The organism is Ruegeria sp. AN6, from assembly GCF_056540425.1.
Genome location: NZ_JBQFWR010000025.1, coordinates 10,253 through 36,008, shown reverse-complemented (window position 1 = coordinate 36,008; position 25,756 = coordinate 10,253). Strand labels below are relative to the sequence as shown.

General features: G+C 52.4%; 12 protein-coding genes. 5 read left to right on the top strand and 7 right to left on the bottom strand.

Features of this window, described 5'->3' with window-relative positions; all coding sequences use genetic code 11:
* Together ACR0MQ_RS21765 and ACR0MQ_RS21760 are read left to right on the top strand one after the other, a co-directional pair.
* Nucleotides 1–3,779 (top strand): PA14 domain-containing protein (locus ACR0MQ_RS21765; protein WP_480610852.1); only part of this gene is annotated, 3,779 nt, incomplete at its 5' end.
* A gap of 124 nt (nucleotides 3,780–3,903) precedes the next feature.
* The gene (locus ACR0MQ_RS21760) at nucleotides 3,904–5,382 is read left to right on the top strand and encodes a hypothetical protein (protein ID WP_480610849.1); all 1,479 of its coding nucleotides are present in this window, start codon (nucleotides 3,904–3,906) and stop codon (nucleotides 5,380–5,382) included.
* 54 nt (nucleotides 5,383–5,436) lie between these two features.
* Here the strand turns inward: ACR0MQ_RS21760 and ACR0MQ_RS21755 are convergent, their stop codons facing one another.
* From ACR0MQ_RS21755 to ACR0MQ_RS21745, 3 genes are all read right to left on the bottom strand, one after another.
* Nucleotides 5,437–6,276 (bottom strand): sulfotransferase domain-containing protein, encoded by an 840-nt coding sequence (locus tag ACR0MQ_RS21755; RefSeq protein ID WP_480610846.1) that lies wholly within the window; start codon nucleotides 6,274–6,276, stop codon nucleotides 5,437–5,439.
* A 5-nt stretch (nucleotides 6,277–6,281) separates the two neighbouring features.
* A complete protein-coding gene (locus ACR0MQ_RS21750) occupies nucleotides 6,282–7,265 on the bottom strand; it encodes a glycosyltransferase family 2 protein (RefSeq protein WP_480610844.1) in 984 nt (327 codons plus the stop codon).
* A gap of 317 nt (nucleotides 7,266–7,582) precedes the next feature.
* Entirely contained in the window at nucleotides 7,583–8,371 is a 789-nt protein-coding gene (locus ACR0MQ_RS21745; protein WP_480610841.1) for a PIG-L deacetylase family protein, read from the bottom strand.
* Between the two features lie 194 nt (nucleotides 8,372–8,565).
* Between ACR0MQ_RS21745 and ACR0MQ_RS21740 the strand changes: the two genes are divergently transcribed.
* The 3 genes from ACR0MQ_RS21740 to ACR0MQ_RS21730 all read left to right on the top strand — a co-directional run bounded on the left by ACR0MQ_RS21740 (nucleotide 8,566) and on the right by ACR0MQ_RS21730 (nucleotide 12,908).
* A complete protein-coding gene (locus ACR0MQ_RS21740; RefSeq protein WP_480610839.1) occupies nucleotides 8,566–9,747 on the top strand; it encodes a glycosyltransferase family 4 protein in 1,182 nt (393 codons plus the stop codon).
* Nucleotides 9,748–10,166: 419 nt separating this feature from the next.
* A complete protein-coding gene (locus ACR0MQ_RS21735; RefSeq protein WP_480610837.1) occupies nucleotides 10,167–11,513 on the top strand; it encodes an oligosaccharide flippase family protein in 1,347 nt (448 codons plus the stop codon).
* 165 nt (nucleotides 11,514–11,678) lie between these two features.
* On the top strand, nucleotides 11,679–12,908 hold the full coding sequence (locus ACR0MQ_RS21730; RefSeq protein ID WP_480610835.1) for a glycosyltransferase: 1,230 nt from the start codon (nucleotides 11,679–11,681) through the stop codon (nucleotides 12,906–12,908).
* Between the two features lie 4 nt (nucleotides 12,909–12,912).
* Here the strand turns inward: ACR0MQ_RS21730 and ACR0MQ_RS21725 are convergent, their stop codons facing one another.
* The 4 genes from ACR0MQ_RS21725 to ACR0MQ_RS21710 are packed head-to-tail and all read right to left on the bottom strand — an operon-like array spanning nucleotide 12,913 to nucleotide 25,638.
* Nucleotides 12,913–13,566, bottom strand: a complete 654-nt coding sequence (locus tag ACR0MQ_RS21725) for a 4'-phosphopantetheinyl transferase family protein (RefSeq protein ID WP_480610833.1) — start codon at nucleotides 13,564–13,566, stop codon at nucleotides 12,913–12,915.
* Complete coding sequence (locus ACR0MQ_RS21720) at nucleotides 13,563–18,179, bottom strand: MupA/Atu3671 family FMN-dependent luciferase-like monooxygenase (RefSeq protein ID WP_480610830.1); 4,617 nt, start codon at nucleotides 18,177–18,179, stop codon at nucleotides 13,563–13,565. The genes ACR0MQ_RS21725 and ACR0MQ_RS21720 overlap by 4 nt, the downstream gene beginning before the upstream one ends.
* Nucleotides 18,180–18,181: 2 nt before the next feature.
* On the bottom strand, nucleotides 18,182–19,192 hold the full coding sequence (locus ACR0MQ_RS21715; RefSeq protein WP_480610828.1) for a glycosyltransferase family 2 protein: 1,011 nt from the start codon (nucleotides 19,190–19,192) through the stop codon (nucleotides 18,182–18,184).
* Between the two features lie 2 nt (nucleotides 19,193–19,194).
* Nucleotides 19,195–25,638 (bottom strand): type I polyketide synthase, encoded by a 6,444-nt coding sequence (locus ACR0MQ_RS21710; RefSeq protein ID WP_480610825.1) that lies wholly within the window; start codon nucleotides 25,636–25,638, stop codon nucleotides 19,195–19,197.
* Nucleotides 25,639–25,756 lie beyond the last annotated feature (118 nt).

The window sequence follows — 25,756 nt, the reverse complement described above, 5'->3', positions numbered from 1 at the left end:
ACCACGGATCCAATTCGGAAGAAATGCCAGGCCTGATCGGAGCATATTTTATTCTGGCGACAGGTATCTCCAGCCTGTCCCAGATAGATTTCAATGCCACACCTGACAACACTGGCATGGTGTCAGAGCTGGACACTTATCGCAGCAATGGCTCGTTGTGGGACGGTGGCCCGTCAAACGATTTTGCGGCGCGCTATACAGGCAACCTGAATGTCGCGGAAGGTGGCACCTATACGCTGTACCTGACCTCGGATGATGGCTCGGCGCTTTATATTGACGGTCAGCCGGTGATCGACAATGATGGTCTGCACTGGTTCGAAGAACAGCGCGTCACGCTGGATTTGTCAGCGGGCGCCCACGAGATCGAAATCCGGTATTTCGAACGCGGTGGCGAGGCCACGCTGCAGCTGGAATGGGAAGGCCCGGACAGCGATGGTCAGCGTGAAGTGATCTCTGGCGATGCATTCAGCCACGGCGACATGAGTGATGATCACAGCGGGCATGACACCGATACCGGCGACAGCGATGACCACGGTGACCATGATGGACAGGACACCGGGGATACCGATGGAGATGACGGACATGGAACCGGCGACCACGGATCCAATTCGGAAGAAATGCCAGGCCTGATCGGAGCATATTTTATTCTGGCGACAGGTATCTCCAGCCTGTCCCAGATAGATTTTGACGCGCCGCCGTATGGAACAGGCACAGCGACCGAACTCAATACCACCCGCAGCAGCGGGTCTTTGTGGGAGGGCGGTCCGTCAGACAATTTTGCAGTTCAGTACACAGGCAATCTGAATGTCACTGAGGGTGGCACCTATACGCTCTATCTGACCTCGGATGATGGCTCGGCGCTCTATATTGATGGCCAGCCAGTGATCGACAATGACGGGCTGCATGCCACGGAAGAACAGAGCATTACGCTGGATTTGTCGGCAGGCACTCATGAAATTGAAGTGCGTTATTTCGAAGCCGGTGGGGCCTCGACCCTGCAGTTGGAATGGGAAGGTCCCGACAGCAACGGCCAGCGTGAGCTTATTTCGGGCAACACGCTGACTCATAGTGCGTCAGGTGATCAAGATACCGACTATGGGAACGATGGGCATGATGGCCACGACACCGATGACGGGCAGGGCACCGGAGATAGCGGCGGACATGACGGTCATGATACTGATGGCGGACATGATGGACACAGTGACGGATACATCCCGCCGCCAACTGATCCAAGCGAAGTTGACGCATACGTAGCAGCAGTCAAGGCACTGCCAGACGCGCATGCCCATGGCGACAATGCTGGCATGTCCCAAGAACACATGCAGGTTCTGGATCTTGTGGATCGCGCCGAAGCCACGCATGTCGCAATTGGTGATGGTGACTGGTTTGACCCGGCCACATGGCACAATGGGATTATTCCGGAAGAGGGTGCCAAGGTTCTGATCCCCGAAGGCATATCTGTTCTGTATGACGAAGAAAGCGACGAGTCTTTGTTCTCTGTACGTGTGGACGGAGAGTTGGCCTTTGCCACGAATGTGAACAGCAAAATCTTGCTGGACACGATGGTTGTGTCCCCAACAGGGCGATTGGAAATCGGTACAGCGGACAACCCAATTGAGGCCGGTGTAGATGTGCAGATTGTCATCGCCAACAACGGCGATATCAATACATCCTGGGATCCTTCACTGCTGTCGCGAGGCGTTATTTCGCACGGTGAAGTAGAGATTCACGGAGCCGAGAAAACAAGCTTCCTCAAAGTTTCTGACGCACCGATGGCTGGGGACACGCAGATCAGCCTAGCCGAAGTTCCAGAAGGCTGGGAGATCGGCGATACGATTGTGTTAAGCGGCACTCATAAGCAAGGGTGGTATTGGGACAACGACGTCCGTGCTACAATTTATCATGAAAGTGAAGACGAAGAGGTCGTCATTACGGCGATTGACGGCAACACCATTACCCTTGATCGCGCGCTACAATACGATCACGACACCCCCCGAGATGATTTGTCCGCTTACGTCGCGAACATGTCTCGTAACATCACATTCTCCAGCGAAGACGGCGAGGGAACCGAGGTACATCACCGGGGACATGTGATGTTCATGCATTCGGATGATGTGGATGTGCGCTACGCAGCATTTGATGATCTGGGAAGGACTGACAAGTCGACACCGGCGGCGGATGTCGGCACTTTCAGCTCGATAGAGCCCGATAGCAATGTCAAAGGACGCTACTCTTTCCATTTCCATAAAACCGGAACCGAAAATCAGGAAGATCCCGCCATAGCTATTGGCAACACGGTCAGTGGCTCGCCAGGCTGGGGGTTTGTGCACCACTCAAGCCATGCCTATTTCACCGACAACGTCGCCTTTGATGTCTTTGGCGCAGCTTTTGCTGCCGAAGACGGCGATGAAACCGGTATCTGGTCAAACAACATGGCAATCCGTTCTGAGGGTATTGGCTGGGGAGATTCAACTGCAAAAGAAGCTTCCGATGTTGCACGCCATGATAATGGTCGAACAGGTGACGGATTTTTCTTCGCCGGACGCCTAGTCGAAGCTTCAGATAATGTCGCAGTTAATACTACCCATGGCTATGTTTGGATGCATCGCTCTGCTCCAAGCGACCCACTAAGCGCTAATCTAGATCAACCAGAAATAGCTTATGGATCTGATACAACCAATCTAGATCAGGCGGTCATTCAAGGCTTCCACAATAATGAAGCCTTCGGCACCGAAGTTGGCCTTATTGTTGTAAAAGCCAACCCGAATCAAGGGCATGATGTTCGCAGTGTTTTGGATGGTTTTTTGAACTGGGAAACTGGTGAGGGTATAAATATCTCTTATACCTCTCATTATACACTGCTAAACATAGACTTACTCGGAACAACAAGTACACAATCTTTTGTAGATGCTGGAATAGGTTTTAACCTTGGAGGCAATGCGTTCGACATTGTTGTGAATGGGCTCAACATTGCGGAATTTAACCAAGGTATAAATCTTGAGCAGGGCTTCCATTTTGGCACTGAAGGAGCCGACTACGCAGATGTCTTCATAGATGTCTCAATGCAAAATGTCGTGACCGAATATATAGGTTTCAATCCAGACAGACACACGATTATGACATCAGACCAGTTGGAAGCCGGCCGCCTAGGCTTCGTCATGCATGGTGACACGACAATATCGGAAGGTGAGACTCTTCGTTTTGATGGCATAAAAACTGATTCTATAGGTTCTCGCGAGCGACAGTTTGAGGGAGACCCTCAAGAACTTTATTGGCACGAGGATATTGCCCCATACATTGCGAATATTGGATACTACAAAACAGAAACTGGCGAAAATGTACTGATAATAGAAGATTTTGTTGCGGACCGCGCAACCGGAGAACTTTATAAGTTCAGTCATGTCATCGAGTTGAATATGACCGATACACAAATTCAGAATTCGTGGTCTGTCAATCATTGGGGCGGAGCTCAGTTTAACGGTATCATTACTTTCGATAATATTGCCCCTGAAACGCAAGACGATACTGCGAGCACAGCTGCAGGACAGGATGTTTTGATAGATGTCTTAGCCAATGACAGCCATCTTGCAGGCGATACACTCTACGTTGACGGCCTCAGCACCACGCCTAATGGAAATATCTATGTACAAGATGATGGACAGATTTTGTATCGCCCTAATCCAGATTTTGTTGGCACGGATACATTCACATATTGGGCTGGGGATGATGACGGACAATATACACAAGGACTTGTAACTGTAGATGTCTGGAGTTTATAATTTCGATGTGGGCGCAATAAATAATGCGCCCACTCCATTTAAAATACTAACTCGTGCTGGAAGGTTTAACGTAGTAACAATAGCAATCTAATATATTTCACAGTTTAGGATTGCGTATTTAGTGATGCCCAACACGCTTGCATATATTGTAATTTTCTTCTGGCCTATTGTTGTATTTTATCTGTTTTGGAAAATGCCTATATCTAAGGCTTTAATCTATTCGATCCTTGGCGGATATTTATTCTTGCCCACCGGAGTCGTAGTCGATCTCCCAGTAATTCCCCCTTTAGACAAAACATTTGTCCCTAGTGTGTCTGCTACTATAATGTGCATTTTTATAATGTGGCAGAAGAATAAGATAAAAGATGCCTCAATCGATCAGTACCTAGACGATAAGATGTCATCGGATTCGGAGGCTACAACTCCAAAAAGGCGCAAGAATAAAATCGCATCACTTCTAATTCTGATTTTATTTCTTTCGGCCGCCTTAACTATTTCTCAAAATAGAGAACCTCTTTTCATTGCAGATTTTGTTATTCCCGGCTTGAGGCCATATGATGCTCTTTCTACTTTGAGTAAAGCCTTGGTAGCACTCTTGCCATTTTTCTTGGCGCGGAGATTTTTATCGACCCCGGATAGCCATAGATATTTACTTTTAGCTCTATGTTATGGAGCTTTAGCCTATTCTATATTGATATTGATAGAAGTCCGTCTGAGCCCACAACTTAACAAGTGGTTATATGGCTTTTTTCCACATAGCTTCCTGCAGCATATACGATGGGGAGGATTTAGGCCCATTGTATTCTTACAACACGGCCTTTGGGTTGGAATGTTTATTGCTATGGCGGTTTTAGGATCTGTAAGCATTTGGCGATCGCCAGGTTCTCCCTGGAGTAAACCTATCGGATTGTGTATCACAATTTGGTTAGGCGTCACTCTCGTATTGAGCAAAACGCTTGGTGCCTTAGCTATAGCAATTTTTTTTCTACCCGTTATGGCGCTAACAAAAGTTAGAACACAGGCACTCGTTGCAGCGCTCATTGCCACAAGTGTTATTCTCTATCCGGCTCTACGTGGGGCAGGTTGGATCCCGGTGAATTACGTTGCAGACATTACGAGATCTATTAACGAAGAAAGAGCCGCTTCTTTTGAATATCGCCTAGACAACGAAGATATATTGCTGGAAAAGGCCGAAGAGAAGCCGCTGTTTGGCTGGGGTGGCTGGGGCAGGGCCCGCATCTACGACCCTGAAACAGGTAGAGATCTTAGTACAACAGACGGTGCTTGGATCATAATCATCGGAAACTTTGGCTGGTTAGGATATATAGCACGATTTGGGCTGATAACTCTGCCACTTACTTTACTTTTGTCAAAGCGTTATCGGCAAGGATTATCACCCGCTACCTCTGGATTAGGGATAGTTCTAGCAGCAAATCTGATTGATCTAATTCCTAATGCTACTCTGACGCCAATTACTTATCTCTTGGCCGGCGCAATAATGGGTGCCCACGAACAGGACGATCAAGAAGAACAAACGCCAAACAAGAGAAAACACGTCGAGCAGAAATCCAAAACTTATTTTAAGCGCGCACCGCGCATCTAGAGATGACTATTGGATTAGCATCATAAACATAAATGCTGAAATAACGGGCATTCATTATAAGAAAGGGTAGCTTTCAATTACATCCTCTGTGTAAGGTAAAATCTTCCTAAGCTCATGGTAATCATCTGCGAAACACTTCTCGAGCTGCGCTAGAGTATCTAAATTCAATTCAGGTCTGTGCTGCATTTGGCGCCAAGATTTAATTCTGCCCCGGACTGCTCGCGGAACTAATGCTCTGCGCACACCAGTAGCAATAGTATTGTCAAATAAAATATCATGTAACGGAAACCGTCTAATTCGTTCCGAAGAAACATTCTTCTGAGGTATCTGAAATTTCCAATTAATATTTCTGGTAAAATTTAGAAACTTTGATATTTCCTCCAATACTAATTGAGGTCGTGTAGACATAGTTTCTAGATTGGTTAAAAAAATGTTTTCTTCCCCGAATTCCTTAACATACGGGTAGATCTGTCGTGCGTAACATCCATAGCTGACTAACTCGGGATATTCTGAAAACGCATCATTAATATTTCCATGCATATTTCCCATAGTCCATTCATGAATGTAATGGGACACTGCGCGGTCTATTGGATTGCGAATGAGGTAGATGATCTTAACATTTGGCAAAGCCTCTTTAAGACGCGAAACACAATTCGGATAGGATGGCATTTTCGTGTAATGCGTGCTGACTTCTCCTTTAAGATCATCCGGATCAGCCGCCTCAAATAAGCTCTCATACCAACTCAAACCTTTGACGTAGTTTTGGTCATCCGAGAAAAAGTTAATCTCATCAGTGCTCGCCATGAATATTCCAGGCTGCTCTGATAGTTGCGCGGCTAAAGTGCTTGTGCCGCATTTCATAGATCCAACGACAAGAAAATCAGGTCTTGCCACGTATACTATCCCTCAGCTTTTCTGTCGCCTAATGGCGAGAGTGTATTAGTCCATATGTCGTACATTTCGGATTGATTTGATGGTGGAATGGATTTTCCTGCTAGTGTACGCAAGTGAGCGATTATACGTCCGGCAATCCAACCGGTATTGGCCAGTAAAGGACCCCATCGACCATAGAATTGGCGGAAGTACCGGGTCCGTGATGCGTAGTAGTATGCGGGCAGGCGTTTGTTTTCTTTCTGTTTTTTTTTCACAGGCCCACTGCCGCCACGGAAATGGACAGCGCGTGCATTTGGAGTATGTAAAATTGACCAGCCATTCTGCCGACCCAACCGACAATAAGCAACATCTTCGAAATATAAAAAGTACCCCTCATCCATAGGGCCAATGTCAGTAATCATGCGGGCATTTAGCAAAATGCATGCAAAACTTGCCCAATCGATTAACTCTGGCTGGGGGGGCATCGTAAGAGGAACATCATATTGACGGAATGCACGGGTCAAGGGACCACTTTGAGCGCCTCGAATAAACTCACTTATGGGGCTATGAAAGCGAAAACAGCTTGTTTGCTGGCTACCATCAGGAAATTCAAGTCGAGGGCTTAAAAATCCGGCATCTGGGTTCTTTGCGGCTTCAGTGAGTATGTTTTGAAGAAACCCAGTCCGCAACAGAGCATCCGAATTTAGAATTAGAAAATAATCTGCGTTGTATTTTGCCAAAGCCTGATTATGGCCTCCGGAAAAGCCGGAGTTATTTGATGACCGCACTAACGTTACTGGAGCCGTTGCTCCCAATTCATTTATCCATTTGGAAATCTTACTTACAGATTCATCCCCTGAAAAGTTATCAATAATAACAATATGACCATCCAGATCATTCAGGTCTGCAAGTACAGAATTTGCGCACTGAATTGTCAAATCCGGCGTGCGGAAGTTAATGATTGAAATAACAACCTTAAAGGTGCGCGACTGTGTCGACAGGTGAACCACTATTCATCTCTAAAACAAGAGCGTACTTTCATAAACTTGGCTAAGCGGCTAGAGCATTTCAAGTGAAATCTATACCAAGAAGAGCTTTGTTCACGTGATTAAGATTTTTCAAACCTTTAAAGCCTATTTTGGCCGCTTGCAGTGCAGGAACACCAATAGGCTAGACAACGCTAGCTCGCAAACCAAAGCCACTTGAACCTACGTCCAGACTACCAATCAAAGTGGCAGGTCTGGATTACGATTAGGCGGTCTACTCCATAGACGCTTACAACGCCTTTCGTGTGGTTTCAGTGCCGTACTCAGTGAGTGTTCGCTCTTTAAATTGGCAGGAATATCCGCTCAGGGATACTTGCCGTACGCTTCTGATAGGAGTGGCTTCTTCCGAATTCATGCTCTATTTGGCTTTTATAATCGTACGCTACTGCGAGTTTTGCGTCCGTATCCGGTTGCAAGTTAAAAACCAGGGCCTTGCCGCCACAAAAGAGATGGGCATATTTTAGAAGATTACGGGGGCTATTCGCCCATTGATACGGGATTTCCGCATAATATCCAACAACTGCTTCGGTTGGCGCAATATGAATCCTGAGGTCATCGCGGACCCAAATATGCTCTTGGTGAGCTTTGCTACCCACTGGCAAGCGTAACAACATTCTGATGAAGCGCTCAACTGGGTTTAGTTTGCCCCCTGCACCTAGAGGTAGCAAGATCAGTGTACGTCTAAAGTCTTTCCCTTCCAAAATCTGCTTGACTACAATCTTGGCTGTTTCGGCATCAAGACACCCCGGCTGGCCATTGCAGTGTACAAAAGGCACATTAAGGCGTGTCATCGCAGCCATGTCTTCTTCTCGACGTTTCTGATATTCTTGTTCCGTATTTTCAAAGCCAGTAGCAATTGCGTATTCCTGACTGGTTGATGCAGCAGCCTTTGTCAGCACGGTAAAGACGGATCGCGGCGGCAAGCCCGGACGTGTTAGAAACTCGCTGAGAGAAAAGGCAGCATCGTCCAGATGTGGTGAAACAACCATAATATCCTCAATCTGATTCTGCTTAATCCAATCATTCAATCGAATACCGTCATCAGTGCGCGACCACCGACCGTGAATCATATTTGTCTCCTCGCCTTCTGTCGAAACTGAAGCAATAACTATAGGACAACTGGTTCTGCAGAGCTTTGTTGATAAAGATGAGTTCTATCGTACAGAACGTTCGCTTCGAGAATAACAGTTTTTCACGATGCACATGATGATTTATGTGTTCAAGGATTATATAAATGTAGGGTATTCTTTTTGTACGAGTGGATATGAAAAAGCTTCTGGTTATTTCCTCAGCGGCTGCGGTCTCACGTGGCGAGAACTTTCTTCTAGATATTAAGTTCTGTGAAGGAATGCAGCTTTATTGTGATACTTGGGAAGGCCCGGTAACGGCTCTCCTGGCAGAACGGAGCGAAGGTTTCCCTTTCGGAAATACATACAACTTATCCAGATTACCGTTTTCGGTGAAGCTTTTAAAGGAAGGGAGGGATGTAAACAATGAAGACATCCGGGACTTCGATATTGTCCTATGTAGCGGTGACAACCACGCATATTTTCATGTGGCTGATCTATGCCGAACGGCAGGAATACCGCTGATCTTCATCATAGAGAACATACTGAAAACCAGAATTCAAATAGCTTTACTCGACAGATCTCGAGGGATTACTCGCCGACTTTATTCTGCCTTCTGGCAAATACGACAAGAGCGCAAGCGGCGGCACGCTTTCTGCAAAGCGAGCGGGCTTCAAGCAAATGGATACCCGTCTTATGAGGTTTATAAGCGCCTACACAACAACACATTGCTTTACCTGGATAACCGTGTAGATAGTGCATTGCTGGCAAATGAAGCAGAGCGGACGTCACGCCGCAAACACCTGCTTAAAAACGGCCGATTGCGCCTAATTCATTCTGGGCGCCTTGAGCATATGAAAGGATCTCATGATCTCATTCCCATCGCAAAAGAATTAGTACGTCAAAATGTTGAGTTCGAGTTAAACATCTTTGGTACGGGCAGCCTTGAAAACGAAATTCGTGCAAACATTGAGGCTGAAGGATTACAAAATCGGATTCGCTTGCACGGTGTTGTTGACTTCAAGTCAGAACTGGTTCCATTCACTCGCAAACATGCAGATATATATTTGAGCTGTCATCGCCAATCAGATCCATCTTGTACTTATATCGAAGCAATGGGTGGTGGAATTCCAGTAATCGGGTACTCCAATCAAATGTGGTCAGCGCTTTGCCGAGAATCCGGGGCGGGCTGGGTAACCCCACTTGGGCGGCCAATATTAATGGCAGAAGAGATTGTGCGCCTAAATTCAGCCCGGACCGAAATCGTGACGGCTTGCGAACAAGCCTACTCAATGGCGAGAGAGCATGAATTCCGCCGCGAATTCTCTCGGAGAATCGATCACTTGGAACGAGTTTTCGAAAACAAGGATGTGCTTTGAACTTCAAAAATGCCCGCTTAATTAAATTCAAGCCACCTTTTCGTGGCCAATATATTGGCACAGTTTTACGGAGCTCTGATAAACTCCAAGTTTTTGCCCAAGCTATAAACATGCACTAAGAAGCTGATGCTGCTAGAAATATACAAAAAAGAAGCGGGTATAGCTTAGACAACACGGTACAGAGCATCGTACGCTGTAATCACCACACTTCTCCGGTAGTCCGCAAAGATCAGGCGGCATCGGTAAACCACAGCACCAAGTAAATAAACAGCTCAAGAAACAACTGACAAAGGCCCAAGTAAAACATGTTCATGTTGCTGCTAGATAAATTTATAAAAAACACTTCGTGCAAAATCCAACATAAATCCTGATCGCAAAGTTCACCAATACATGAACGAAAGTATGGATTGAGAAGTATCATGATATCAGGTATGGGCCTCAAAGCTCGGTTTGTTAGAAGCTCAATTTGGTCTGGGTCCGGGTTCCTGGGATCTCAGGCCATCCGATTAGCAGCTAACTTAATCCTAACACGTATTCTATTTCCTGAAGCATTTGGGCTAATGGCACTAGTCACTGTTTTTTTGACAGGGCTGAAAATGTTCTCAGATATTGGGCTAAACCTCTCAATTCAGCAGAATAAGCGCGGTGACGAAACGAATTTTCTCAATACCGTTTGGACGTTACAAGTTATTCGCGGTTTCCTTTTGTGGTTCTGCGCATGTGCATTGGCTTACCCTATCGCAAACTTTTATGGTGAGCCGCTAATCTCATATCTATTGCCAGTCGCCGGAATCGCATTAATCATTGACGGATTTTTACCCACAAAGGTCGAGACAGCCGGCAGGCACCTAAGTATTGGTCGGGTGCTAATTATCGAAATGATGTCACAAATATCTGGCGTTTTATCAATGATTATATTTGCGCTTTATTTTGAATCTGTCTGGGCTTTGGTTGTCGGCGCAATTATAACAAGCTTATCTAACTTAATATTGTCTTATTATCTCGTCCGCGGAAATAACAACCACTTCCATTGGGATAGATCGTCCGCAAGTGAATTAATAAAATTTGGGAAATGGGTATTCTTTAGTACCGTATTTGGTTTTTTGGCAAGTCAAAGTGATAGACTGATCTTAGGTAAATTTCTCACAGCTGAATCTTTGGGAATTTATAGTATTGGCTTTTTCATAGCACAATTTCCCCATCAGCTAGGACAAGCAATTTTAGGTCGAGTACTGGTTCCTGCGTACCGCGAACGACCTCCAAAAGATTCGTTAGAAAACTTTAAGCGAATGCAGGTAATGAGATCAACGGCCACCGGAGGCTTACTGTTAGGAGTAGCAATACTAGCTTTCATGGGCCCCCTATTAATTGAAATACTATATGATCCTCGCTATAGCTTAGCCGGTGGAATTGTAGTGATCATCGCTCTTTTTTCAGCATTGCAAATTATTGTGATGACCTATGATAAGGCTGCGTTGGCAGCTGGCGACTCCCTCAGTTTTTTTAAGCTGATGGGCGCACGTGCCGCCTCACAAACCACGCTCTTTATTGCAGGATTTCTTATAGGAGGATTAATCGGTGCATTCATTGGCAGGGCAATCGCTCTTATCTCAATATATCCAGTTTTGGTGTGGTTGGCTCGACGCCACGGAACCTGGGACCCCATGCACGACATAGTCTATTTCCTGATTTCCTCTTTTATTGCAATTCTGGCAGTGTGTTGGAATTATGACTCTATTGTGCTTCTAATGAAAAATGACTTCTAGGTATTTCTATTTTTCAAGCCAACCGAATTAGAATTTTGTTTATTTCGATGTACTCTGGCATACCCACATTTAACTGAATCCGCATTACATTGCGCCTCCGAAAAATTTATGTATTTTAGGGAATTAGTCATCCCTTCATTTTGGTAGCAAAAAAGCATAAAAATGATGTCAGAAAAAAGTAGTCTAAAGAGACTGTTACTCTACGCGCCCGTCCCTCTCTTTCAAGGGGCACATGGTTTTTTGCTGGAAGATCAAGCCTGCAATGGTCTGCGTTTATGGTCAGAAAATTTTGATGAAATCTCGGTTATGATGCCCGTCGCTAATGGGCTTCCGCCAGATAACTGGGTTCCAATCGAACAAGTCGGATATTCGTTAGATCGTATCAACTTAGTCCCATTGCCAATGGCTTATAGACCAGACCAGTTCGCAAAGCATTTCTTCCGCACAAGAGAAATTATCCTCAACGAAATCGACAAGGCCAACTATCTGTCATTCTCTATAGGAGGTTTATTTGGAGATTGGGGATCATTGTCTTGCTACTTAGCATCGTCAAAAGACAGAAAATACGCAGTTTGGACTGATCGCGTGGAGTCTGAGGTCATCCGTAGAACAATGCATTCTGGAACTTGGCGACATCGATTAAGGGCTAGAATGTATCACCGCCCAATGGCTTGGTTGGAGAAGTTCCTGATTAAGCGCTCATCATTAGGTCTATTTCATGGGCGTGAGACTTTCGATACTTATGCTCCTTTTTGTTCGAATCCACAAATTGTGCACGATATTCATATCAAGAAGTCAGAACATATTTCAGCTGGTGCCTTGCAAGATAAGTTAGAGCAAGCCACACAGAAGCGGCCACTAGAAATTATATATGTGGGTCGAGCAGAACCTATGAAAGGAGGGCTCGACTGGATCAGTGTCTTGGTAAATTTAGCCCATTCTGGAGTGTCTTTTAATGCAACTTGGCTTGGGTCTGGCCCAGATCTCTCTAAGATGCAGGAAATAATCTCGAATAGTGGTCTGTCGGACTATGTGAAGCTACCTGGGTTTGTTGCTGATCGATCGAACATTTTGGCTGCGCTTCGTTCTTCCGATATTTTTTTATTTTGTCATAAAACGCCTGAATCTCCGAGGTGTCTTATCGAAGCACTAGTCTCCGGTACACCAATTATTGGTTATTGCGGCTCTTTCGCTCAGGACCTGATCGCAGAGAACGGAGGTGGTCAATTAGTCAACCTGAACGATACATCAGCTTTGACGAATGCAATAACTCAAATTGATCTGGACCGTTTAACTCTCAGAAACCTGATAGCGAAAGCTGCGCGAGATGGTGTCAGTTTTGATGACGAGACTGTTTTTAGCCACCGCAGTCAATTGATCCGTGAGTTCTTATAGGTTGTTATTTTAGGATTGTAGTGCATGCGAAATTAAATCGGTCTTGTTGGTTCGTGTAACCTTGCACTTGGTATTTTTGGAGGAAGTTAGAAGCACATTCAAACGTATACTCCTGGAGATAGACCTCCACATCTTCAAAACCCACTATTTTTTTTCTCAACGGGTATACCGCTTTGTAAATGCTCTCTTTACAACAAAAAATCTGATTTATCAGACGCCCTCGTCTTTCAGGCTGAAATGTATCCAGCCATGAACGTTCATAATCTGTACATATAACCGTTTCTAAGGCGGGCTCCAAAGGCATATCAAGTTCGATATCAATACCAATGCTACGCATATTTTTACGATATGTTACAACAGCAATACATATCTCATCACAATGGCTAATGGAGCCGACCAACTCATCGGGCCAGATCGGGCTGCGATCGAGGGCCATTGGCAAGGCTGATGGTGGGTAATCTATAGCGCTCATAGCTTGGCGCGCAGCCACGCGACCCGCAGTAAATTCCAGCACGCGTTTTTCTACAGCTCGTGCCATTGCCGGCCTCTCCTCCGGAAGTAGCATCTCATCAGGAGATTTGGGGTCGGTCACACCGATGCCGATGTCTGGACCGAGTATCTGTTGAAGCTTAGCTTTTATTCCCGCCAAGTTATTCACGCGGAGCGTCTCCGCGCTCGCATTTCACGACGGCGCGCCATTGCATCGCTACGGCTGCTGGCCTTTTCTGTTGGTGGCTGCGTGGGGCTCGCCTCGCTTGGTTTCGAACCGGATTTCTGCTCAACCGTTTCGGCCAATCCGGCCAAGGTTGGGCATCGGAAGATATCGGTGATGCTGAGGCTTGGCACGTTCAGCTCTTTGCGGATTTCACGATGGGCCTGCACAGCCAATAGGGAGTGTCCGCCGAGATCAAAGAAGTTGTCCCGTCCACTGATATCGGCGACCCCCAGAATCTGCGACCAGATCGCTGCGATCTTCTGCGAGACCGCGCCACCCGAGACGGTTTCGGACGGTGGAGGAGCAACGCGGGGCTTCTGCACTGACGGGGCAGGCAAGGCCTTGCGGTCGACCTTGCGGTTTGGTGTCAGCGGGAAACTGTCCAGTGTCACGAAATGCGTCGGCACCATGTAATCCGGCAGTTGTTCGGACAGGGCCTGACGCAGTGCTTTATCATCGACGGGGTAGTCAGTGGTCATGTAGGCGGCTAATTGCACTAGCCCCGGCGTGTCCTCGCGGGCAATGACAACCGACTGGCGCACACCGGCCTGCGCGTCCAGCAAGCTTTCGATCTCGCCAAGTTCAATGCGATAGCCCCGCAGTTTGATCTGATGATCGGCCCTACCCAGGAAATCGAGCTTACCATCCGTCTGCCAGCGCACCAGATCTCCGGTGCGATAGAGTCGTTCCCCCGGCATATCTGAGAACGGGTCAGGCACGAACCGCTCGGCGGTCAGGTCCTCGCGTTGCCAGTAGCCACGGGTGACGCCAGCGCCGCCGATATACAGCTCTCCAGCCACGCCGATGGGCACGGGGTTTCTGCGTTCGTCCAGAACGTAGACCTGTGTATTGGCGATCGGGGTTCCGACATTGACCACGCCTTCGTCCGCGGTTGCGGTTTCAGTCGTGGACCAGATCGTTGTCTCCGTCGGCCCGTACATGTTTTCGATATGCGCGGGCGACAGCTTGTTGATCTGCTTTACCAGCGAACCGGGCAGGGCCTCGCCACCGATCATCATGTGTTTGACCTTGGACAGGGCAAAGCGCGCCTCATCGCTCATCAGGATCATCTGCGCCATGCTGGGGGTGCATTGCAGATGGCTGATCTTATGGCGGATGATCTGGGCGGCGATGGAATAGTCATCCTCAGCCAGTTCTGTATCCTGATTGGACAGGCGCAGAACCTCGGCCAAAGGCTTCAGCCCTTCCATGACTTGATCGACCGAGATGCCATAGTCGATTAAGCAGGCGATCTCATCGACCCCGATGCGCTTGAGTTCTTCGACCCGGTTCAGGCAATCCTCAATGGTGCCGAACAGACCGGAATCCTCGAAATACCGCAGGAAGGCAAAATCGAGGATGCCTTCCAGTTCCTCATCTGACAGGCTGCCCAGATCCAACTGAAACGGGTTCGACACGCCTTTGGGCTTCTTGAAGGCCGGGAAGGCCCAGGCATATTGCTTGATCAGCCCGGCAGCCGAGCGCAGGTAATCCTTCATCGGCTCTCGCGCGACCTCGCGCACTTCTTCGCGGTCCTGACCCACATAGGTATGCAGCATCAGGGTGACCGTGTGGTCGTCGGGATCATGGCCCGCTTCACGTAGGGCGGTGTGGTAGATGCCAATCTTGTCGGCGACCTCCTGCACGCTCTGGCCCAGCAGGTGGGTCAGAACATTGGCCCCGATGGCCCCGGCCTCGCGCCATGTATCCGGGTTTCCGGCGGTGGTGACCCATACAGGTAATTTCTTTGACACCGGGCGAGGCTGCGTGACGACGCCATGCATATCCCCGGACTTGGTGGGGAATTCCACTGTTTCACCAGCCCAAAGTTGGCGCAAAGTGCTGATCGCCTTAAGCATCGCAGGTTTGTTCTCGGGAGGCGTGTTTTCGGGTCGCAGAATGAAGTCATCTGGCTGCCAGCCCGAGGCGATGGCAAGCCCCGCGCGTCCGTTGGTCAGGTTATCGATGACCGCCCATTCTTCGGCAATACGTGCCGTGTGGTGTAGCGGTGCGACGCAGCTTCCAGCACGTACGCCGATATTTTCGGTCACGGCAGCAACAGCTGCGCCTGTGACCGACGGGTTGGGGTAGGGGCCGCCAAATGCGTGGAAATGACGTTCGGGCGTCCAGACAGCACAGAACCCGTTCTGATCCCCGAATTTTGCGCCCTCTAGCAGCAATTTGTACTTGTCGCGCCCAACACCATCGTCATTGCCCCAGTAGAACAGGCTGAACTCCATCCCTTTGCCGGTGGTAAATTTCCCAGGGGCCGAGTCGCCCGCGACCAGGGCGCGGTTTTCATCATCGCTGAGTACGATCTTGAAGCCGCGTGCGAGGGTCCAGAACAACTCGAGCACCGAAATATCGAATGATAGGCTGGTCACCGCCAGCCAAACCCCGGCCGGATCATGGCTGATGCGATCGTCCATACCGGTGAAGAAGTTCGACACGTTGCGATGTTCGACCATGACACCCTTGGGGCGCCCGGTCGAGCCGGAGGTGTAGATCAAGTAGGCGAGATTTTCCGAGGTCACGCCGCTGTCGACATTACCTGTGGGTGCAGTTTCCAGCCGCGTATCTGTGTCCAGCAGCAGAGCCTGAGCACCGTGATCCGGTAGGGCTGATGCAAGCGCGGATTCCGTCAGAACAACCTTTGCGCCGCTGTCCTCTAGGTAAAGCGCCGTTCGATCTGCAGGGTAAGCCGGGTCCATCGGGACATAAGCCCCGCCCGCCTTCAGAATGCCCAAGGCACCAATCAGCAAAAGCGGAGAGCGTTTGACATGAAGACCCACCAGCGTGTCGGGCCCCACGCCCATCTCACGGAGGACATGCGCCACCTGATTGGCCAGAGCGTTCAGCTCTGAATAAGAAAAGCTGAGGTTCTCAAAGACCAGTGCGGGTGCATCCGGGGTGCGTTTGACCTGGGCTTCGAAATGTTGGTGGACGCAGGTGATCTCGTCATAAGCAACAGATGTATTGTTCCAGTCCTGCAGGATCTGCACGCGTTCCGTTTCGGGCAAAATGGGAAGCTGGGCAATCGGCAGGCTGGAATTAGCCGGATCGGAGAGTGAGACAAACAAGCTCTCCAGTCGGGCGGCAAACAGGTGTAGTGCTGCTTCGGAGATATGTCCGCTATCGGCAAACAAAACAGCCTGTCCACCGGAGATAGCTAGGGTCAGGCTGGTGCCCGGAATGAGCCCAGCGGACGTATCATCAGACAGCCCAGCCAGGGGCGTTTTCAGCAGGACCGCGCCGGGCAAACGTGCAGGAAGATCGCAGGCAAAGGGACCCAGCTCCTGGGCGTTCCCAATGGTTTTCTCAAAGCTCTCTTGCGCTTCTGAAAATGTCTGTTCAGCGGTAAAGCGTACCGGAACCCAGCTGTTGAGATAGGGCGTCATGTTGTTCAGGTGCAGCGCCAGATCGAGGGTGGAGGTATCGGCCAGGCGAGCCATGAGGGCGGCAAGAGTTGCTTGGCCAGTGTTTACTGCAAGGCCCTCTGGAACATGCAACGCCTGAGAACGGGGGGCTCCCGAGGGAGCTGAGGTCTCGATCAGGGGAATTTCCGCGGGCTGCAGCGCCTCAAGACGTGTACGCCATTCCGGTTCGGCAGGCAGCACGTCAGCGGTTGCCTTATTGATCGAGGTTGCTTGCTCTATGGACAGGGTAGGCAGGGCGCTGCCGCCATTCAAAATACCATCGGCTGGGACGGGCGCGCCCAGAGTGTTGCGCAGGTCACTGATCTCAATGGCGCCTTCACGGGTTGCGACGGTCACCGCCTCAGAGGTGCTTGCAAGAATGGTGCCGGGTTCAGCATCCGTCTGTTGATCGCTTACCCTAGCTGACCCGACCAGCCAGATCTGGCCCTCACGTTCAACTTTCGGGCGGCAAAGCGGGTTCCAATAATCTCCGTGATCTAGCGCGCGGACCAGCGCGGCCAGTTCGCTGGCGGGCTTTGCAAAATCCAGCCGCGCTGACGCTTCGGGGCGATCGTTCTTTCCAAAATAGCTGCGCTGCGACAGATCCTGCGGGGCAGGGGGGTGATCCGTTTCCAATGCCCGGATCACATCCGCAAAGCTGTCGATCGCCACACCATAGCACTTGGTGTTCAGGGTCAGTGCAGTCTCAGAGTCGCTGACATCAAACAGCTTTTGGGCAACAATGCCACCCTCATCCACACCGCCCGAGATCATGTGCCAGGTGATGCCGTGCTGTGTTTCGCCATTCAGAATGGCCCAAACTGGCGCATTCAGGCCTGCATACCGCGGTAGCGGGCCGTCATGGAAATTGACAGCACCCTTGGTGGCTTTGTCCAAAAGTGGCTGCGGCAGCAGGTCGAGATTGGCGATGCTGAGCAGCCAGTCAAAAGATGCCTCATCAATCCGGTTCGACAAATCCCGGCCGGGTGCATGAAGGGGCAGGGAATGAGACTGTGCCCAGGTTTCGACATCCGAGTTGCGGGTCGCCACCCCTTGAATACTGTGTCCCGCCTCAAGCAGCATTTCCCCACATTGAATGACAAGGGATTCATGGCCGATAAGAAATGTGCTGAAAGGCATTGTTACTCTCCAATAACAGGCTTGGGCACAGTGTTCTGCTTTCCCTTACGCGATGGTGAGCGAAAGCAGGCGGACAGGTCATGCCAAGCCAGGGTACGCAAAAAATATGGCTGAACACCACTGCGCTTGCGGGTAATTAAGCATCGCAGCCAGTGCAGAAAGCCACCGGTCAAATGTACGCAGGTGGCGCAGGTGGCGTAGAATGCGCCGTGGTTTTTGACGAAATAATGTAGGCGAGAGTCAAACCAGTAGGTAGGCACCCGGTTCCAGTTCTTCATGCCGGTTGAAACGGAGCCGATATGCATGACCTCGCTGGGACGCACGTAATCAGTGCGATGGCCGGCTAGCGCGGCGCGGCGGCACAGGTCGGTTTCCTCAAAATACAGGAAGAACTGCTCGTCAAAGAGGCCAATCTCATCCAGAACGCTTTGCCGCATCATCAGGCTGGCCCCGGCCAGCCAGTCAACCGGACGCGTCTCAGCGGGAATGGGAATGGGAACGATCCGGTTTGCAAAAAGGCGCGTGACAGGGCCGAATTTGATCGCCCCTTCGAATTCACTGGCAACCGAGGGGAAGCGGAAGCTGGTCAGATGCGGATCCCCGTCTTCGCCGTGGATATAGCTGCCGGCAAAGCCTACCTGAGGCGTGGTTTCCAGATGCTCCAGCAGCAGGCATATGGCATCGGGCGCCGGGAAGGCATCTGAATTCAGGATGTAGACGTAATCGGGCCGTGTGCCATCGGACAGGCCTGCCCGGATGCCCACATTATTACCCGCGCCGAAGCCGCCATTGTGCCCCGACTGAACGACGCGCACGTGATTTTCCCGGTCCCAGCCCTGGTCCTGAACATGGGTTGAAATGGCTTCGAAAGATCCATCCTGTGAATCATTGTCCACAACGATGATCTCGCCTGCGATGCCCTCCATCGCCTGCCTTGCAGCCTCGACTGACCGCAGGGTCATTTCGGGTGTCTTGTAGTTCAGAATAACCGTCAGAAGCTTGGGATCAGACATGGTCACTCCGCCGCTTCCTGCAAGGTGGGGCGCGGACGCATGATCTGGCGCTCGGCATTTTCCAGGCAGGTTTTCATCTGCGCCGCCAGCACGCGGACATTGGGTTCCAGCACCATCGAGTCATGATCGCCCGGAACCTCAAGTACTTCGATGTTGGGGGCCCAGGGCGCCCAATCATTATCATGGGTCAAATAATAGCGCTCGTGATGGACCAGCTTGCCCGGTCCCAGCTCCCATTTCCCGACCAGAGGCGGACGGAATAGGGTCAGAGGCCCGTCCCATGGGTGCAAGGGATAGCTGTTGACGCTTTCCATGAAGGCGGCCTCGATCTCGGCGTCGTGGAATTGCTGGCCGGTCTCGGACGTTTCCTCCTTGGGTTGGCGCTTCTGGATTTCCCAGGCGATCCGGTTCTTGGCCCATTGGATTGGATAGCTTGCGCCTTTGCTCCGCATCTCCTGCAACTGAATCTTCAAGCGATCCGCTTTGCTGAGTGGGTGCCGCACCGGCAGCGGTGTATCCAGCATGACAAGCGCCGCTATCTCTTCGCCCGCCTCAGACAGCTGGCGCGCGATTTCATAAGCGGTGATGCCGCCGCCCGAGAAGCCGCCCAGCATGTAAGGGCCGGTGGGCTGCACCTGCCGCATCTCGACGATGTAATCCTTGGCTGCCTCGCACAGATCGCGATGGGGTTCTTCGTCGCCATAAAGGCCGCGCGCCTGCAGGCCATAGAAAGGCCGGTCAGTACCCACTAGATGCGCCAGATGGCGCAGGTTCAACACGTTGCCGAACATGCCCGCCACCAGGAAGAACGGCGTTTTCGGCCCACCCTCGCCGGAATGCATCGGCACCAGATGGGTAAAGCGACGTTCCGGCGTGGCCGATGCTGCCGCTGGCGCGTCATCTTCGCCCCCGTCTTTCGGCACGCCTCTGGCAGCGATCAGGTCGGCGCATTTGCGGATGGTCGGGGCCTCGAACAGGACCGAGATCGGGAAGTCCACATTGTAGGCCTTGCGGATCTGCGCGAACAGGCGCACCGCAATCAGGGAGTGCCCGCCAAGATCGAAGAAACTGTCCTCAACACCGATCTCGTCCACACCCAGAAGTTCCTGCCAGAACCCGGCCAGACGGCGTTCGATGTCATTTTCCGGCGCAACGTAATCCGAGTCCAACTCGGGCCGCTGGAATTTCTGGTCTGTGCTTTCGGTGGATGCTCCGCTATCGGCAGCTTGCGCAATCAGCCCGTCAAGATCCAGCGAGGACAGGATGATCTGAGACTGCCCGCTGGCCAACGCCTTGAAGAACAGGCCCGGCCCCTCCGTCGCCGGAATGCCCTGAGACAGGTTATGGCGCAGCCGTTCTTCGGCCGGGGATAGGGGCGCTGGGGTGTCGACCTCGGAGGTGACGACAGGCGCGCTTTCGGTGAAGGCGAAGTCCACCGCATCTTCCATCCGGCGGATCGAGAAGCCTTCGACCTCGATGCAGATCGTGCCGTCTGGCGCGGCGATGGTAACATCGAAGCTGGCGGTTTCGCCTTCGGCGCGGTTGTCGCCAGCGTTGCGGACCCAACTGACGATCTGCGCGGGCAGCGGCGCAAAGACACGCACCGAGCGATACGAGACCGGCACCCACAGGTGCGAGGCCTGATATCCCGCGATCAGTTCCATCGCCCACCCCGTGGCTAGATCCATCAGGGCAGGATGCAGGTGATAGCCTGCCTCGATATCCGTCTGCAGGCCCTCGGGCAGGGCCAGATGAGCGAGACCTTCATCCTGCCCCAGCGCGGTCGAGGTCAGCACCCGCCAGCGCGGGCCGAAATTCAGATGCGCCTCCTGCAAGGACCGCAAGCGGCCCGCGCCTTCGGCCTGATGGGCCGGGCCACAACGGGCGGCGATGGCCGCCACATCCAGCGGTGCGGGCGCGATCAGTGGAAGTAGCGACAGGCTGGCCTGTGCGTTCAGTTCGAACGCGTCAGCCGATCCGCTCTCAACCGTCAGATCATAGCCGACATCGCTGCGTGGCAAGCGCAGTCGGACCTGCTGATCTTCACTGTCCGACACCGCAAGGGGGCGCAGGAAATACAGGTCGCGGATTTCAAACGGGCCGGTTTCGCCCTGGACCCGCAGCGCCTCGGAGGCCAGTTCCAGATAACCGGTGCCGGGCACCAGAGCGTGACCGGCCTTGGTCCGGTGATCGTTCAGGAACCATCGATCATGGGCGTTGTAGGTCGCGCTGAGCAGGCGGTTTCCGGTGTCATCGAATGTTGCCTGATCCAGCATTGGCACATCTGCCGACGTGACCGGCGCGGGCTCAACGGATCCGGTCCGGGCCTCCATCGCGTCGGCGGCCATGCCAACATCGGCCCAGATGCCCCAATTTACCGACAGAACCTGCGTTTTGCCACCAGCGCGGGCGCGTGCAAAGGCGTTCAAGTAGTCATTGGCGGCAACGTAATCGACCTGACCCACCGGTGCCGTCGCGGTTGAGCTGGACGAGAACAGAACCAGCCAATCCAGCGACCCGTCGGGGAAAATCTGGTCAATGACCTGCGTGCCGTGGATCTTGGGCGTAAAGACATCCTCAATCTCCATCATGGTCTTGGTCATGATCGGAGCATCATCGATCAGGCCTGCCGCATGGAGCAAACCGTTGATCTGGCCGAACTCCTGCGTCGCGCGATCCACGCAACGACGCATCTCTTCAACATTGCTGACATCGACGGATATCGGCAGAATTTTCCCGCCTGCCGCTTCCAGCTTTTCGATGGCACGGATACGGCGGGCGGTCTTGTCCTGAGGCGCTGAATTGTTCAGCACGTTTTCCCATTGGTCCCGCGGCGGTAGTTCACCGCGGGCGAGCAGGACGATATTGGCATTCACCTTCGAAATCAGCGCCTCGGCCAATGTCAGGCCAATGCCGCCAAAACCGCCGGTAATCAGATAAGTGCCGCCGTCACGCAGGGGTAGATCTTCCAGAGAAGGCTTTTCCAGTGCATGCGGGCGGTACCCCTGTTCAAACCGCTTGCCAGCACGGATTGCCGCCGTGAACGAGGTGGGCGGGGCCAGCAGGTCTTCCAGCACCTGATCCATCAGACCTTCGGGCAAGGCAGGGGCCCGGCGCTTGCCAGCGCTTTGCGGCAGATCGATATCCAGCAGCGCGCAGGTCAGGCCGGGGAATTCGCGCGGGATCACGCGGGTTGGGCCGGTGACCGTCGCTTTTTCCGGATAGGGCAAGGCCTCATCCCGAACCTGCAACGCGCCCGAGCTGAGGACATGGAGGTGCAGAGGCATCGGCAGATCTTCATCCCCGATCGCCTGTGCCAGGAAGAACAGGCTGTAAAAACCCTGTTCCAGATTGCGGTGGAAGAAGCTGCCACCGGGCCGGAATGTCTCGGCCTGTGTCAGCAACCAACCGTGCACGATCCGGGTTGGAATGCGTTCCCGCGTAACCAGATCGCGGATCAGCGCATCATAGCTTTCGCGACCGCGTTCCGGGGCAAGTTGGTAGTGATCGTCACCGATAAGGGCAAAGGCATCGCCCGGCGTGACTACAACCACTTGATGCCCGGCTTGCCGCAGGCGCGTGGTCAGGTTGGTGCACAGCCCAGCCTCATCCGCAAAGATCAGCCAGCTTTCCTGTGCCGCATCCGACAGATCGCCGGTAACATCGACATCGCAGGCGGCGTATTTCGGCGTCCAGGCGACGCGATAGCCCCAATCGGCGGTATCTTCGGTGCGCATCAGCCATTGGCTGGCCGTATCCGCCTGCGTCTTGCCCGGTTCGATGAAATAGGGCGAGCGTTGGAACGCATAGGTCGGCAGAGGCACCCGATTGCGGCGCGCCTCACCCCAGATCTGTTCCCAGTCGAACGTGCCGCCCAAAGCCCAGATACGGCCCAGCATGGCCATGAAATAGGCATCGTCAGCCACATCATCATTCGGGTGGCGCAGGCTGCTGATCACCTGATTGGCGTCCACCTTGTCATGTTGCCCGGTCAGCGAAGCCAGCGCTTTGCCCGGACCGACCTCGATGAAAATACGCTCGGGGTTTTCAGACAGCGTGGTGATGCAGTCGGCGAAATGAACCGTGTTGCGCAGATGACTGACCCAGTATTCGGGGTCCGTGGCCTCGGCCTCAGTGATCCAGTCACCGCTGAGGTTCGAGGGGAAGGGAATCTGCGGTGCCTTCAATTCGATCGAGCGCAAATAGTCGCCGAAGTCCAGCAGGATCGGCTCGAGCATCCGGGAATGCGCGGCGATATCGATCGGGATGCGCTGGCAGTCGACACCCTGATTGCGCAGGCGCGCCTCCAGATCGTCCAGCGCGGCCTGAGGTCCGGTTGCAACGCTCAGGCTGGGGGCGTTGACGGCGCCCAGATCAAGGTCATCCCCCAATAGCGGCCGCAAATCGCCGGCGGGCAGAGGGACGCTGAGCATGCCGCCAGCGGGGACCGTATCGAACAGGCGCCCGCGCAGATGCACCAGACCGATGCAATCCTCGAACGACATCACACCAGCCACGCAGGCGGCGGTGTTTTCACCCATCGAGTGGCCAACCAGCGCGGCGGGCTGCACACCCCACTCCATCCAGAGCTGCGCCAATGCATATTCGGTGATCATGATCAGCGGCAGCTGCACCGAGGGGGTATTCAGCCGCTCATCCGCGGCCTCTTCCTGACCCGGTTCGGGCAGCCATATTGCGCGGATATCGTAATCGAGCTTGGCCTGCAGGATATCCAGACCCCGATCCATCCAGTCGGCAAAGACCGGCTCGGTCTCATAGAGGTCGCGCGCCATCCCGGCGTACTGAGCGCCTCCGCCGGGGAACATGAAGACATGCTCGGGCGCGTCCGAGATCACCGTGTGGGTGAACACCCGACGCGGATCATTTTCCTCAAGGATCGTGGCGGCTTCTTCATGGGTTTCAGCGACAATGATACGCCGTTTTTCAAACCCACGCCGCCCGTTTTTCAGCGTCCAAGCGACATCGGCCAAATCCTGATCGGGATTGACCCGCAGATGTTCGGCAAGCGCCGAGCTGTTGGCATCCAGCGCCTTTTTGCCCCGCGCCGAAACCGTGAGGATTTGAAATGGCCAATCTGACGGCTCGGATGCAGCCCGCTCAGGCGCTTCCTCTAGAATGGCGTGAGCATTTGTGCCGCCAACGCCCAGAGAATTCACCCCGGCTCGGCGCGGACCCTTGTGCGAGACCCAGTCGGTCAGAGTGTCATTCACCCGGAACGGGCTGTTCTCGAAATCGATCGCCGGGTTGGGCTTTTCAAACCCGAGGCTTGGCGGGATTTGCTTGTAATGCAAAGCCAGCGAGGTCTTGATCAGACTGGCCACCCCGGCGGCCGTATCCAGATGGCCGATATTGGTTTTGACCGAACCCAGTCGGCAAAAGCCGGTCTCCTGAGTGGTTTCCGAAAACGCCTGCGTCAGAGCGGCCACTTCGATTGGGTCACCCAGATAGGTGCCGGTGCCGTGACATTCGACATAATCCACCGTATCGGCGCTTACATCCGCCATCACGTGGGCCTCGGATATCGCGGCAGCCTGACCATCAACGGACGGCGCCAGATATCCGGCCTTAGCCGCGCCATCATTGTTGATAGCGGTGCCCCGGATCACGCCCCAGATGTGATCGCCGTCTTCGATAGCGTCGGATAGCCGACGCAGGATAACAGCGCCTGCGCCCGAACCAAACACCGTACCTTGCGCGCGATGATCGAAGGCGTGGCAATGGCCGTCTGGCGAGAGAACCTCGCCCTCTTTATAAACATAACCTCTGTTATGAGGGAGTTCGATCGTAACCCCCCCAGCAATCGCCATATCGCACTCACCGGTCAACAAAGCCTGCGTTGCATAATGCGTTGCGACCAGAGAGGTCGAGCATGCCGTCTGCACATTCACACTCGGCCCCTTGAGGTCGAGGATGTGGCTCAGCCGTGTCGACAGGAAATCCTTGTCGTTACCGGTATGGCGCAACAAGAACATGCCCACATCGTCGACCAGATCCCGGTTCGAACAGACATTGAAATAAAAGTAACTACCCATGCCACAGCCTGCGAACACGCCGGTTGGGCCAGGAAAGTTTTCAGGCGGATGGCCGGCATTTTCCAGCGCTTCCCAAGCGACCTCCAGAAACTGACGGTGCTGCGGGTCCATGATGGCGGCTTCTTTCGGCGACAACCCGAAAAACTCAGCGTCGAACTCCTCAAACCTGTCCAACGTTGCGGCAAACGGAACATAGTCCGGCCGCTCGATCAGATGCGGCGTTTCACCATTGGCAAGAAGCTGCTCCCTGCTGATCTCCGAAATGGCTTCCATCCCGTAACGCAGGTTGGACCAATAGGCATCCACCGAAGACGCACCAGGAAAATGCGCAGCCATGCCAACGATTGCGATGTCGCCGTCCCTGGCAGAAATATTCACTGTAGAACCATCCATTAAAGTAACAATTCTATCTTACGGCGATCAAAACCGAATACCAAACAAAACGAACAAGTTAACATAAGTTATGCGAATAGTAGCTCAGGTGATCGACCAAAACGCTAAACAAGTCGAA

Coding starts and splice junctions, on each gene's coding strand:
- ACR0MQ_RS21740 (WP_480610839.1), top strand. CDS start 8,566: ATGAAAAAGCTTCTGGTTATTTCCTCAGCGGCTGCGGTCTCACGTGGC.
- ACR0MQ_RS21730 (WP_480610835.1), top strand. CDS start 11,679: ATGTCAGAAAAAAGTAGTCTAAAGAGACTGTTACTCTACGCGCCCGTC.
- ACR0MQ_RS21735 (WP_480610837.1), top strand. CDS start 10,167: ATGATATCAGGTATGGGCCTCAAAGCTCGGTTTGTTAGAAGCTCAATT.
- ACR0MQ_RS21710 (WP_480610825.1), bottom strand. CDS start 25,638: ATGGATGGTTCTACAGTGAATATTTCTGCCAGGGACGGCGACATCGCA.
- ACR0MQ_RS21715 (WP_480610828.1), bottom strand. CDS start 19,192: ATGTCTGATCCCAAGCTTCTGACGGTTATTCTGAACTACAAGACACCC.
- ACR0MQ_RS21745 (WP_480610841.1), bottom strand. CDS start 8,371: ATGATTCACGGTCGGTGGTCGCGCACTGATGACGGTATTCGATTGAAT.
- ACR0MQ_RS21720 (WP_480610830.1), bottom strand. CDS start 18,179: ATGCCTTTCAGCACATTTCTTATCGGCCATGAATCCCTTGTCATTCAA.
- ACR0MQ_RS21760 (WP_480610849.1), top strand. CDS start 3,904: ATGCCCAACACGCTTGCATATATTGTAATTTTCTTCTGGCCTATTGTT.